Source organism: Adhaeribacter arboris (genome assembly GCF_003023845.1).
GTDB classification, from domain to species: Bacteria; Bacteroidota; Bacteroidia; order Cytophagales; family Hymenobacteraceae; genus Adhaeribacter; species Adhaeribacter arboris.
In genome coordinates, this window is the sequence record NZ_PYFT01000001.1 from 2,927,186 (window position 1) to 2,939,620 (window position 12,435).

The 12,435-nt window shown below is 41.9% G+C and carries 12 protein-coding genes; 8 read left to right on the plus strand and 4 right to left on the minus strand.

Going from position 1 to position 12,435, the window contains the following annotated elements; translation table 11 throughout:
• Nucleotides 1–251 precede the first annotated feature (251 nt).
• Nucleotides 252–1,277 (minus strand): thiamine-phosphate kinase, encoded by a 1,026-nt coding sequence (thiL, locus tag AHMF7605_RS12100; protein WP_106929665.1) that lies wholly within the window; start codon nucleotides 1,275–1,277, stop codon nucleotides 252–254.
• 252 nt (nucleotides 1,278–1,529) lie between these two features.
• On the opposite strand from thiL, the gene AHMF7605_RS12105 reads away from it, so the two are divergent.
• The 5 genes from AHMF7605_RS12105 to paaD all read left to right on the plus strand — a co-directional run bounded on the left by AHMF7605_RS12105 (nucleotide 1,530) and on the right by paaD (nucleotide 5,079).
• On the plus strand, nucleotides 1,530–2,114 hold the full coding sequence (locus AHMF7605_RS12105; RefSeq protein WP_233219021.1) for a TetR/AcrR family transcriptional regulator: 585 nt from the start codon (nucleotides 1,530–1,532) through the stop codon (nucleotides 2,112–2,114).
• Nucleotides 2,115–2,140: 26 nt separating this feature from the next.
• A complete protein-coding gene (gene paaA, locus AHMF7605_RS12110) occupies nucleotides 2,141–3,124 on the plus strand; it encodes a 1,2-phenylacetyl-CoA epoxidase subunit PaaA (protein WP_106929668.1) in 984 nt (327 codons plus the stop codon).
• Between the two features lie 81 nt (nucleotides 3,125–3,205).
• Entirely contained in the window at nucleotides 3,206–3,829 is a 624-nt protein-coding gene (locus AHMF7605_RS12115) for a phenylacetic acid degradation b (protein WP_106929670.1), read from the plus strand.
• Between the two features lie 5 nt (nucleotides 3,830–3,834).
• Nucleotides 3,835–4,593 (plus strand): 1,2-phenylacetyl-CoA epoxidase subunit PaaC, encoded by a 759-nt coding sequence (paaC, locus tag AHMF7605_RS12120; protein ID WP_106929672.1) that lies wholly within the window; start codon nucleotides 3,835–3,837, stop codon nucleotides 4,591–4,593.
• A gap of 3 nt (nucleotides 4,594–4,596) precedes the next feature.
• Nucleotides 4,597–5,079: a 1,2-phenylacetyl-CoA epoxidase subunit PaaD gene (gene paaD, locus AHMF7605_RS12125; protein ID WP_106929674.1), complete on the plus strand. Its 483-nt coding sequence runs from the start codon at nucleotides 4,597–4,599 to the stop codon at nucleotides 5,077–5,079.
• A gap of 227 nt (nucleotides 5,080–5,306) precedes the next feature.
• Here paaD and AHMF7605_RS12130 read toward each other — a convergent pair whose 3' ends face one another.
• A complete protein-coding gene (locus tag AHMF7605_RS12130; RefSeq protein ID WP_106929676.1) occupies nucleotides 5,307–7,037 on the minus strand; it encodes a M3 family oligoendopeptidase in 1,731 nt (576 codons plus the stop codon).
• A gap of 250 nt (nucleotides 7,038–7,287) precedes the next feature.
• On the minus strand, nucleotides 7,288–8,451 hold the full coding sequence (locus tag AHMF7605_RS12135) for a ferredoxin--NADP reductase (protein ID WP_106929678.1): 1,164 nt from the start codon (nucleotides 8,449–8,451) through the stop codon (nucleotides 7,288–7,290).
• 118 nt (nucleotides 8,452–8,569) lie between these two features.
• On the opposite strand from AHMF7605_RS12135, the gene AHMF7605_RS12140 reads away from it, so the two are divergent.
• The 3 genes from AHMF7605_RS12140 (at nucleotide 8,570) to AHMF7605_RS12150 (ending at nucleotide 10,855) form a co-directional block, all read left to right on the plus strand.
• On the plus strand, nucleotides 8,570–9,268 hold the full coding sequence (locus AHMF7605_RS12140; protein ID WP_106929680.1) for a peptidoglycan DD-metalloendopeptidase family protein: 699 nt from the start codon (nucleotides 8,570–8,572) through the stop codon (nucleotides 9,266–9,268).
• A gap of 61 nt (nucleotides 9,269–9,329) precedes the next feature.
• Complete coding sequence (locus AHMF7605_RS12145; RefSeq protein WP_106929682.1) at nucleotides 9,330–10,145, plus strand: mechanosensitive ion channel family protein; 816 nt, start codon at nucleotides 9,330–9,332, stop codon at nucleotides 10,143–10,145.
• 161 nt (nucleotides 10,146–10,306) lie between these two features.
• Nucleotides 10,307–10,855, plus strand: a complete 549-nt coding sequence (locus tag AHMF7605_RS12150; protein ID WP_106929684.1) for a hypothetical protein — start codon at nucleotides 10,307–10,309, stop codon at nucleotides 10,853–10,855.
• Between the two features lie 168 nt (nucleotides 10,856–11,023).
• Here AHMF7605_RS12150 and AHMF7605_RS12155 read toward each other — a convergent pair whose 3' ends face one another.
• Nucleotides 11,024–12,238 (minus strand): ABC transporter permease, encoded by a 1,215-nt coding sequence (locus AHMF7605_RS12155; protein WP_106929686.1) that lies wholly within the window; start codon nucleotides 12,236–12,238, stop codon nucleotides 11,024–11,026.
• Nucleotides 12,239–12,435: the final 197 nt, after the last annotated feature.

A 12,435-nucleotide genomic window follows, 5' to 3' on the forward strand; every position in this document is an offset into this window, starting at 1 on the left:
TTGGTTTAGGTATTTTAGGTGCTATTCAAGGTATAACAAATATCTTAACCTTGTGCCATTATCTATCTTAATTCTTAGTTGACTCTAAAAAGTACTCCCTTAGCAAAATATAAAGGTCAATACTTTTAACGTTTCGGATGAAGATATGAAAATTAACTCCTTTAAATGACTCGATAAATCAGATCCTTTACTAAGATAACGGATTCATTTTAAGGTTATTATTAAAAGAAACAATCTTAAAAGCAGCTTGCTTAAAAATGGCGCCAACCCTGTGCTTGCAGCGGATAAGCATTTCCGCTGGGCATTACTATCCGGACACCCTCCTGCTTATCTACCATTTTACCAATTATGGTAATATCCGGATGATTTCTGATTTTATCGTAATCCGATAGAGGAACGGTAAATAGTAGTTCGTAATCTTCGCCGCCGTTTAATATGCAGGTAACCGGATCAATTTTAAATTCTTCGGCGGTATCTAATACTTGCTCGTCGGCGGGAAGTTTATCCTGGAAAATAGTGGCCCCTACCCCGGACTGAGTACAAATATGCATTAGTTCCGAAGCCAACCCATCCGAGATATCAATCATAGCGGTAGGTTTTACCCCCAGTTCTTTTAATTCGTAAATGACATCCATGCGGGCTTCGGGCTTTAATTGGCGCTCCACTAAATATTCTTTCTTTTCCAATTCAGGCTGCATGTCGGGGTTGGCCATAAAAGCCTGTTTTTCCCGGTTTAAAACTTGCAAACCTAAATATGCCGCTCCTAAATCACCGGTTACACATACCAAATCATTTACCTTGGCGGTACTGCGTAAAACCGCTTCACCGGCGGCTACTTCGCCAATAGCCGTAATACTGATGATTAAACCCGCATTAGAAGAAGTAGTATCGCCTCCGACTAAATCTACTTTATAACTGGCGCAAGCCGCCCGAATTCCGGCGTATAATTCCTGAATAGCTTCCAGCGTATAACGAGCCCCAATCGCTAAACTTACGGTAATTTGCGTGGGTATAGCATTCATGGCAGCTATGTCCGATATATTCACGGCTACCGCTTTATAGCCCAAATGCTTTAAGGGGCAAAAAGTTAAATCGAAGTGAATGCCTTCCACCAGCATATCCGTTGATACTACAATTTGCTTCTGACCTGGTTCAATTACGGCTGCATCGTCGCCGATACCTGTCTTTGTTGAGGTATTCTGCAGCTTAACGGATTGCTGGATCACATCGATCAGGCCGAACTCCCCAAGATCGTTTAATGAAGTATATTCGCTCATTTTAATTTAAGTTTAAGACACTGGCTTTTTCCTGTTCAGCCGCCTCAAAGGTACGTATCCCACTAAAATTAAGCTATCAATCTTACCGGAGAAATAAAGTGGTATCATCCAAGACCTGATTTGCTACCATAATAAGTATGAATGAACGGGTCAAAAACTTTTAAATCTATTTCAATTTTAAAAAATATTCTTTAACATTTTACCTAACGAACGTTAGTTTGCGTATATTTAAGTAAATGAAAATCATCGACTTTGATAAACCGGAAAGAACAAATTGAACAAACGGCCATTAGCTTATTTAGAACACAGGGTTTTGCGGCTACTTCCATGCGGACGTTAGCACAATCACTGGGAATGGAAGCAGCCAGTATTTACGCGCATATTCGGTCTAAAGAAGAAATTCTGCAGAAAGTATGCTTCCGTTTAGCCGATGATTTTTTTACCGGCTTTAAAAATGCCGTAAATAAACCTGGTACCGTAACCGAAAAATTACAGGCGGCAATCGCGGAACACGTGCAAGTAATTACCGAAAATCTAGCAGCAGCCACCGTTTTTCAGACGGAATGGCGGCATTTAAGCGACCCTTATTTAGGACAAATGATACAGTTACAGGCACAATACGAAGCAGGATTCAGAGAACTATTAATAACTGGACAAACCAATGGTGAGTTTGAATTAACTGATGCACACCTTACCGCCCGGGCTTTGTTGGCTAGTTTAAACGGAATTGCCCGATGGTACAACCCAGAAGGTAAATTAACCCCAACGGAAATAGCCGCAAATTTTAGTCAGTTATTTTTGCGCGGGCTTATAAAAGATCAAATTTCTAATTCCTAATTTTTAATTTCTAATTATATAAAAATATGTACGGTGGAGGAAGCATTTTCGAGGTAAAACCAGACGAAACCATCCTGAACGAGGATCCGGTAAAATTAGCCGAATTTGAAGCGCGAATTGCACGCGGTGAGAAAGTTGAACCCATGGACTGGATGCCGGCTCTTTACCGCAAACAAGTAATCCGGATGATGGAACAGCACGCCCATTCCGAAATTATCGGGGCCTTACCCGAAGGCGCCTGGATTACGCGGGCACCCGGTTTTAAACGCAAGATGGCGCAATTAGCCAAAGTGCAGGACGAAGTGGGCCACGCGCAATTATTATACAGTGCGGCCGAAACCTTAGGTAAAACCCGGGAAGAAATGATGAATGATCTGCTTTCAGGGAAATCAAAATATTCCAACGTATTTAATTATCCTACGCCTACCTGGGCCGACTCAACGATTATTTCGTGGCTGATTGATGCCGGCGCTATTGTGAACCAATTAGCTAATGCTAAAGGCAGCTACGGTCCGTATTGCCGGGCGCTAGAACGGATTTGCGTGGAAGAATCTTTCCATTTAAAATACGGGCACGATGCGGTGGTACACCTGGCAACCGGTACGCCCAAACAACGCCTAATGATTCAGGAAGCTTTAAATCGTTGGTGGCAGCCCATCATGATGTTTTTTGGTCCGCCCGATAAATTATCCATCCATACCGAAACTTTGATGAAGTGGAAAGTAAAAATGGCCACCAACGACGAATGCCGCCAGCAGTTTTTGGATATGTACGTACCTAAAGTTTGGGAATTAGGCTTGACCTTACCCGATCCGAAATTACACAAAAACGAAGCGGGCACCTGGGAATACACTGAACCGGATTGGGAAGAATTTAAACAAGTAATAAACGGTAATGGACCTTGTAACGCCGAACGTCTAGCTGTGCGAAGAACCGCCGAAGAAAAAGGTGCCTGGGTGAGAAAAGCCTTGCTCCGCCCGGAAGCTCGTTATGTAAAACCTTTGGCCTGATTGTATCTTATTTTTTACATTATGCGAAGGATTTAATTTCAATTAATTTATAAGAAACTCATAACTCTTAACTCTTAACTAATGAAGCTTGCCTCTTGCGATCCTCGGGTTAACCGTTTACCTATTCCGGAAGAACCAGCGGAAGAAATTAAAAAGCCATTGGATCAGTTCGAGACGTACGAGGTTTTCCAACAAAAAAAGCCAAATACGCCGTATGGATATGTAGGTCCGGTTCATGCACCTAACCTGGAAATGGCTTTTGTATTTGCAAAAGAGCATTACAGCCGCCGGGCTACGTGTAAAGGTCTTTGGTTAGCTCCTACTTCCGCCATTCATGTTAGTTTTTTTACCGACGATAATCAATCGGTTTATGATGTGTTACGCCCTACAACCGCAGAAGACAATAAGCAGCAATTAGAAGCTTACGAAATATTTCACCTGAAAAAACGCGGCAAAGCCCATGCTCACGTCGGCACGGTACAAGCTTATTCGCCGGAAACGGCTCAACAAGCAGCAAAGGAAAATTTTGCGCAGGAACCGTGCGTGAACATTTGGGTAGTTCGCACCGCAGACTTATACCGCACCGACCCCGCCGACGAAGAAATTTGGTTAAATACTCCCGAAAAAAAATATCGGGAAGCGGCGGCTTATAAAGTAATGGAAAAAATCAACCAGTTTAAACAGTTACACTCTTCCCATAGATAACTCTTATGGATTATCAACCTGCTTTACTGGATTTACTGTACAAAATGGCGGATGACCAATTTATCTTAGGTCATCGCAATTCTGAATGGACAGGCATTGGCCCGATACTGGAAGAAGATATTGCTTTTTCGTCGATGGCGCAGGATAAACTGGGTCATAGCCTGGCTTTGTACCAACTACTCCACGAACTAGGCGAAGCAGAGCCGGACACATTAGCTTTTATGCGAAATGCAAGCCAATTCCATTGTTGTCATTTGGTAGAACTACCCATTGGCGAATATGAATTTAGCTTAATCCGCCATTTTTTGTTCGATCACGCGGAATTGTTGCGGTTTGAAGCCTTGAGCCAATCAACCTATGAGCCCTTGGCCAAAGTGGCCGTTAAACTAAAAAGTGAATTAAAATACCACGTACTGCATGCCAATACCATGATTAGGCAATTAGGCACCGCCACCCCGGAAAGCATTGAACGCCTACAAAATGCTTTGATGAATGCTTGGCCGTATGCCTTGGGCATTTTTGAAGAAAGTAAATGGGAAGAAAAACTTATTGCCGCCCACTTATTTACTGGCGAAATAAAACTCAAACAAGAATGGCTAGATAAAATTAAAACTATACTGGCCCAGACAAATTTAAAATTACCTGATGCGGCCACCGTTAACCCGGCTTTAGGTGGCCGAGTGGGTAAGCACACTTCTTTTCTACAACCATTACTCGACGAAATGACGGAAGTTTACAAGATTGACCCAAGTGCGGAATGGTAAGCTATGTGGACTTCTGAACAAATATGGACTTGGTTAGAGGAGGTGAAAGATCCGGAAATTCCGGTATTATCGCTGGTTGATCTTGGAGTGATAACCCAGGTAAAGATTAATGAGAAAGGGAAAGTAAATATTGTTCTTACTCCTACTTTTGCCGGTTGCCCCGCCATGGCCTACATGAAAAAAGCCGTAGAAGAAAGCTTACAAGAACACGGTATTTCTGATTTTAAGGTAACCTTGAGTTTTGACCAGCCCTGGAACTCCAACAGAATTTCGGAAAAAGGAAAAAAGGCGTTGCAGCAATTCGGCCTGGCTCCCCCTCCCTCTTATGATCGCATTTTGGATTTAGAAATTTTAGAACAAGCTATTTGCCCTCATTGCCAAAGTACCAACACCACTTTACGAACGCCTTTTGGCCCTACCCTTTGCCGATCCATGCATTTCTGCCACAATTGCCACCAATCATTCGAGCAGTTTAAACCAGTTTAGTTGTTAGTTGCTGGTTTTTAGTTGTTGGATAATGGCTATGAAATTTACATTGCGGCAGGTTTAAACCCACCGCAACGCATGCAATTTACTATACTATCAAACTCTTACCAGTTGCAAACGGCTTGGCTGTATAGGTACCAGTTACGCGAAAGCAACTCTGCCTAAATGAGTTTAACTAACTATTTAACCATATATCCAACTAACAACTAACAACTAACAACCAGCAACTAAAGCTTCGCCATTTCCTGCCGGACAAAATCGGTCAGGCTTTTAATGTAGGCTTCCGAAAAATCAAATTTAATGTTAGCGGCGGCGTACACTTCGCCAATCGAAGCAGTATAGCCTAAAGCCAAGGCATTTTTGTAGCCTTGCAAGGCGGCTTTCGGATCTTCCTTAAAGTTTTTCCAGACGGCAATGGCTCCCAACTGCGCCATGGCATATTCGATGTAGTAAAAAGGCACTTCGTAAAGGTGTAGTTGCTTTTGCCAGATGTAAGGTTTTATATGTTCTAATCCTTCCCAGTTTACTTCGTGCTGATTAAAATCATCGAATATTTCTACCCATTTGGCTTGGCGTTCGTCTAAGGTGTGCTGCGGATTTTCGTAAACCCAATGCTGAAACTTATCAATGGTAGCTACCCACGGAAAGGTTTCGAGTACACTTTCCAGGTGCATTTTCTTGGCCCGGCGTAATTCATCGGCATCCGGGAAGAACAAATCCCAATGATCCATCGAAATCAATTCCATCGCCATAGAAGCCAGTTCCGCTACTTCGGAGGGAGTTTGTTTAAACGCGTTTAAAGGCAAAGTACGCGTTAAAAACGAATGCACCGCGTGGCCTCCTTCATGCAGTAAGGTCACCACATCCCGCAGCGACGAAGTAGCATTCATAAAGATAAAAGGCACGCCAATTTCTTCCAGAGGATAATTGTAGCCTCCCGGTGCTTTGCCTTTCCGGGATTCTAAATCCAAGTGGCCCATCCGCTGCATGGTTACCAGGCAATCACCCAGAAAGGGATCTAAAGCGTAAAAGCATTGAATGGTTTTGGCTAGCAACTCCTCCCCGGTTTTAAAGGGTTCTAAAGGCGGTTTGCCCGACTCATCTACGTCTAAATCCCAGGGCTTCAATACCTCAAGTTGCAAGGCTTCTTTCCGCTGTTTGTCTAATTCATCGTTTAAGGGTACTACGTATTCCCGGATGGCCGCGTGAAAACTAAAGCAATCCTGAGGGGTATAGTCGAACCGGCCTAAAGCCGCAAACATATAATCGCGAAAATTCGCAAAACCGGCGTTTAAAGCTACCTGATGCCGTAATTGAGTCAGTTCGGTAAATAAATTATCCAGCTGATCTTTGTCTTGCAACCGTCGGTCCTGAATAGCTAGGTAGGTTTCCCGCCGAACATTTTGGTCTAAACTTTTCAAACGGTCGGCTGCGCGCTGCAACGTCATTTCCTGGCCGTCTAAGGTAACGGTCATGGTGCCGGTAATGGCCGCGTATTGTTGCTGTTTGGTAGTTATTTCGGTTTTAAGCGGAATGCTTTCTTCCCGGAAAATTTCCAGTTGCCGCTGCACCGAACGTAAATAAATGCGGTACTTTTCCTGATCTAATTCTTTCAGGTAAGGCGATTGTAGTAACTTCTGATTGAGGGCGTGGTCGTAAGGGGCTACTTTCGGTTCAATTTCCGTAACAAAGAATTGGAAAGCTTCGGTGGCTGCTTCGTCCTGGGTATCAATGGTCATCCGGATATAACGCCAACCCATTTCTTCCCCGAAAATACTTTCCAGTTCGCTCCGGTCCAGCATCCATTTTTCTAATTCAGCCGCTGAATGGATGGGCCTATTTTGTAATTCCTGCAGGTAAGGCTCTAAGGTTGCCCATTCTTTCAGCTCAAATTGTTCGGGGATAAAAAAGCGCGGTGGTCGCTTTGGTATTTGGAGGGTTGGTATCGTCTCATTCATTGTTTTAGAAATTAGTAAAAAACTAATGTTAACAGAAAAACCATTGTACCAATTCTTACTATTTTACCAATTAAAATAGATTTTGATTAAGGCTTATTACTATTTAAAATATACTCTCTAACTTATTTATAGCATTTTTATTGTTTTAAATAAAGGCCCGTTCAAACTTCTAGTTAGAGCTTGCTTCTCTAATTTAAGTTCAGGAGAATAATGCTTATCTCTCCTTTTTTAATTAATAATCTAAGAAAAATCAGCCAATTTCAATAACAACATTATTAGTAAGCGGGTGGCCCACGCAAGTTAAAACGTAGCCTTCGGCCATTTCGGCATCCGACAAACCTTCGCGTTCATCTAAGTGTACCTTACCCGAAAGGCATTTACCCCGACAGGCCGTACATAAACCCGCCTGGCAGGAAAAAGGCAAATCAATATCCTGGTTAAGCGCGGCTTCTAAAATAGTTTCGCTCTTAGGCACCTCTAATACATATTCACTGCCTTCGTATAAAATAGTTACTTTTTGGTCCTGAATTTCATTCGATTCCGCTCCTTCTAAGGCAATTCCAGCTCCGGCATCCGCAGCGTTATGACCCGTACTCACAAAGCTTTCTTTAAAAATCTGGCTGGCTGGCACGTGCAGAATCTGCAAGGCCGCTTTCGCTTCTTCCATTAATCCATCGGGGCCGCATAAATAATAGTGCGTATTGGTAAGATACATTACCTGAAGTTCTTCTAAAATTTTGATCAGCATAGCCCGGTTCAAGCGCCCGGTGTAACGAGGTAAAATTTCCTCCGGCGAAATCTCTGTGGTTTCTTTGCTTTTGCCAAATAATTTGCTGAATAACGAACCAGAGGATTTGGTTGGGGTTTCGGCTGGTTGGCTGTAAATATGGGTAACCCGAAAACGATCGGGATATTCTTGTTCCAGAACTTTCAATTGTTCTTTAAATATGACGGAACTTTCGTTTCGATTGCCATAAATAAGCATTACTTGGCTAGCCGTTTCACCTTGTAAAACCGATTTAGCAATGGACATCAGGGGAGTGATGCCGCTGCCGGCCCCAATTAGCACCATGGTACGATTTGAGGTAGAATCCGGAACAAAGTTAAAATTACCCATGGGGGCCAGCACCTCCAGGGTATCGCCTACTTTCAGTTGGTTTAGCAAGTAATTGGAGAGTAGGCCGCCCATTACACGTTTTACCGTAACCGAAAGGCGCGGTTGCTCCCCCGGAAAACTGCATAACGAATACGCCCGCCTTTCTTTTTTGCCGTTAATGGGAACCATCAAAGTTAAAAATTGACCTGCCAGGTAGGGAATATTAATTTTATCGGGATGTTCTAAATGAATGGTAATGGCATCCGACGTTTCCGGGGTAATAGCCACCACCTTCAAAAAGAGGTTAGGTTGACTCATAATTCATTCTTTCCGCAAAGGTAATTTTACCTGCTGCAATTACCAATTAACGTTTGGTAAACTGCTTTTTGATTTAAAAGTTTATTTTTTTTTAACTTCCGCCGGTAATTTCACGCCTATGTCGGTTGCTTTATCTGCCTTATTAAGTAAAAATCAAAATTTCTTTGGCCCAGTTCTGCCTTTCAATTTAAATGGTCCGGAAGTATGCCGTTTAGATTTAACAGCCCAAAATTCCATATTAATCCATCAAAATTTAAAAAATACCAAGCAATTTGCATCTTTGATAAACCAACTACTGGAAAAACAAGGAGCTACTATAGGAGTGGGTGGCTACCTGGAAAATCGGATTATTTACCGCCGAAGCGCTTTATTTTCGGATAATCAACTAAATCGGAGTATTCATTTGGGGGTAGATATTTGGGCACCGGCCGGAACGCCAATTTTTGCACCCTTGCCCGGAGTAGTTCATTCGTTTGCGGATAATGCGCATTTCGGCGATTATGGCCCCACCATTATTTTGCAGCACTCCCTCCAAGACTGTACTTTTTACACGCTTTACGGCCATTTAAGTCGCTATTCCTTAACCGACTTACAGGTTAGTCAGCTGATAAATAAAGGTCAGGAATTTACTACCATTGGCCCTTATCCCGAGAACGGAGATTGGCCGCCACACCTTCATTTTCAGTTAATAACGGATATGCAGGGCTTAGCCGGAGATTTCCCGGGGGTTTGCCGCTTAGAAGAAAAAGCAGCTTATTCTCAAATTTGCCTGGATCCTAATCTTATTTTGCAGAGCCGTTATTTAGCAGCTTTTTAATAATTACTTGCGTAAAAGGCTTCATTAAACCTACAAAAGCATTTTTTTAATTACCGAAAACATGAATGGTCTGTTCGATTTTGCCAAATACCGCGAAACTTTAACTACTTTTTTTATTACCTACGGCGCTCGCTTTTTAGTAGCCACCTTGCTATTATTTATTGGCTTGTGGGTAATAACCCGGCTGGTTAGGTTCCTCGACCGCGAAATGATAACGCATCACGTAGATCCCTCGTTGCGGCCTTTTTTACGGAATGTGTTAAATGTGTCCTTAAAAATATTGCTGCTCATTGCCGTTATTGGTCAGTTAGGGATGGAAATGACGTCCATTTTCGCGGTGTTAGGTTCGGCAGGTCTGGCAATTGGGTTGGCTTTGCAGGGGAGTTTGGCAAATTTTGCGGGTGGCGTTTTAATTTTGGCTCTTAAACCTTTCCGGGTGGGCGACTACATCGAAGCGCAGGGAGTAAGCGGTAATGTAAACCTGATTAACATTCTAAATACGGTTATAAAAACCTCCGACAACAAAACTATTTATATCCCGAACGGACCTTTAGCTTCGAGCACCATTGTAAATTATGACGTGGAAACCAATCGCCGGGCCGACGTTCGGATTTTGGTACATTACGGCAACGACATAACATTGGCAAAAGAATTAATTACCCAAATTATTACGCACGATTCCCGGATTTTACCCCAACCTGCCCCACAAGTGGTTACCGAAAATACCGATTTAGGCGTAAATATTTTTACTCGGGTTTGGGCCGAACGCGGAAATGTCGGGGGCATAACCAATGATTTGCACGACTGGATTCGGGCTGCTTTCGAGAAGAACGGAATTACAATTGCTTACCGGGAGCCAGTTGTTAATAGTCGATAGACGATAGTCCACAGACGATAGACGATGGTTGAATTGCTGGATGGTTAGTTACTTTATTTAATCCCAATCCGTCAGCTACAAACTGGCAATTACGTTTAGGTACTAGTTGGGCAAAATGGAAATAAGTAAAGGGAAATTAAGCACATTGAATAATTAGGCTAATGAAAAACTGTCAGGCATTCTTATTGGCTTTTTTATGCTTAGGCTGCAAAATTCATCAATCAAATAAGAATCAAGCTGTAGGTATTGTGTATGATTGCCGTTTAGTGAGTGCTGAGTTTGATGAGCTGCCTTATGTGTTAGGAAAAGCTATTGAACCTGCTTACCGTAAATTCAAGAACAGCGTTGAAGATGGCGTGTTTTTTACCAGCCGTTATTTCAACCATTCAAACTCTACTAAAGCCATTGTGATGGATTTAAAGATGCAGGAACAATGGAATTATAGTACAGATAGCACGACTAAATCTTCCATGAATAGTCAAACAAATTTTGATATAAAGGAATTAGTAGCGAAAGTAGAAAAAGGCTCTTTTCGGCAAGCTTGCATTCAGGGGTCAAGTGAAGGTTCTATGTCCCTTTTACTGGTAAAAACAAATGGCAGAATAACTTTCAAGTTTGAGGCAAGCCAACATGATTATAGTTATTTAAATAAATCGGAGAAGGGAGAAATTAAGAACGCATTAGAACTAATCAGCCTTTTAGATAAATAAAATTAAAAATCACTTTTTCCAACATTGTGTAAATGCTAGCCTTCGGCCGCCGCTTACAAGAGACCGTTACGTTGCGCTAAACTAGCGCCAAATAAAACTTACCTAACCATTCAACAATTTAACCATCGTCTATCGTCTGTGGACTATCGACCATGGACCATCGACCAACTAATCAAATTTAATAGCGGCTACTGGTTTTATTTTAGCAATCATAAAAGTTGGAATCATGATCGCTAACATCGTGAGGAGAAGGGTAATTACATTTAAAATAATAACTATAATGGGGTTCCAGGCAATGGGTACCGTATCCATGTAATAGTTTTCCGGATCGAGGGGAATAATTTTAGTAAAATATTGAAAAGCACAAAAGCCCAAGCCAATTAAGTTGCCGTAAATCAGTCCTTTTAAGGTTAATTGCAAACCTTTAAAGAAGAAAACCTGCCTGATTTGCGGATCGGTGGCTCCTAAGGCTTTGAGTAAGCCAATCATGTTGGTCCGTTCCAGAATCATGATAAATACCGAAGAAACCATGTTAAAGGTCGCCACAAAAATAATCAGGATAAGAAAAATAATCACGTTTTGATTCAGGAGCTTCATCCAATCGAAAAGTTGCGCGTACTGGTCGGTAACTTTTTCGAGTTGTAAATCATAGTTCATGTGGTTAAAAACCGTAGAAGCCACGGTATCAATTTTATTAAAATCTTTCAGCATAATTTCGTAGCCGGTAACCACGGTATCGCTCCATTTATTTAAATCCCGGATATGCTGCATGTCGGCTAAAACGTAAACCTGATCAAATTCTTCTAAACCGGTTTTAAAAATACCGGTTACGGTAAACCGCCGCGCCCGGGGTGGATTCTGAATAAAAAAGAAACTAACCTTATCGCCTAATTTAATACGTAGTTTATTGGCGACCTGGCTGCTGATCATGATATCGTTAGAAACCGCCGTATCGGAAAACGCAATAATTTTACCCGCTACCAGGTTTTGCTGCATGGGTTTAAAGTCATAGCTTTTATCTACTCCTTTTAATACCACACCGTAAACTTCTTCGTCGGTTTTAATAATGGCCGTTTTAAAGGCGTACGGCTGATAATGCTGAATTTCCGGAATTCCTTTTAAATTTTTTACTACCGCACTGGTACTGATCGGTTTGCCTTCGAAAGAATTATTGGTATCGTACTTACTAATTTGCAGGTGAGCCCCGAAAGAAAATATCTTACGTTGAATTTCATTCCGGAAACCTTGCAGAATAGAGAAGGAAACTATCATGATGGCCAAACCAACCGCTATGCTAATAATGGCTATTTTGGTAACCGAAGAGGTAAAAGAATCGCCACCAGTCTCCCCTATCTTGCGGGATATATATTTGGAAATGTTCACGCGTCTGTTTTAGGTACCAAATATAGGTATGAATTTCTACTTATAAGTAAACGACTAAATCAAAGTTATCCGGTAATGAACCAGAAATAAGAAAAATTTACCCTTTAATTTTTGAGGCAAAAGCATCTGATTTACTCGTTTACATAACTTAAATCGGATTAAAAGCTTTTAAGATTTTTTTTTCAAGGTTTGACTAT

Coding starts and splice junctions, on each gene's coding strand:
- AHMF7605_RS12150 (WP_106929684.1), top strand. CDS start 10,307: ATGAAAAACTGTCAGGCATTCTTATTGGCTTTTTTATGCTTAGGCTGC.
- paaA (WP_106929668.1), top strand. CDS start 2,141: ATGTACGGTGGAGGAAGCATTTTCGAGGTAAAACCAGACGAAACCATC.
- AHMF7605_RS12135 (WP_106929678.1), bottom strand. CDS start 8,451: ATGAGTCAACCTAACCTCTTTTTGAAGGTGGTGGCTATTACCCCGGAA.
- paaC (WP_106929672.1), top strand. CDS start 3,835: ATGGATTATCAACCTGCTTTACTGGATTTACTGTACAAAATGGCGGAT.
- thiL (WP_106929665.1), bottom strand. CDS start 1,277: ATGAGCGAATATACTTCATTAAACGATCTTGGGGAGTTCGGCCTGATC.
- paaD (WP_106929674.1), top strand. CDS start 4,597: ATGTGGACTTCTGAACAAATATGGACTTGGTTAGAGGAGGTGAAAGAT.
- AHMF7605_RS12130 (WP_106929676.1), bottom strand. CDS start 7,037: ATGAATGAGACGATACCAACCCTCCAAATACCAAAGCGACCACCGCGC.
- AHMF7605_RS12145 (WP_106929682.1), top strand. CDS start 9,330: ATGAATGGTCTGTTCGATTTTGCCAAATACCGCGAAACTTTAACTACT.
- AHMF7605_RS12115 (WP_106929670.1), top strand. CDS start 3,206: ATGAAGCTTGCCTCTTGCGATCCTCGGGTTAACCGTTTACCTATTCCG.
- AHMF7605_RS12140 (WP_106929680.1), top strand. CDS start 8,570: ATGTCGGTTGCTTTATCTGCCTTATTAAGTAAAAATCAAAATTTCTTT.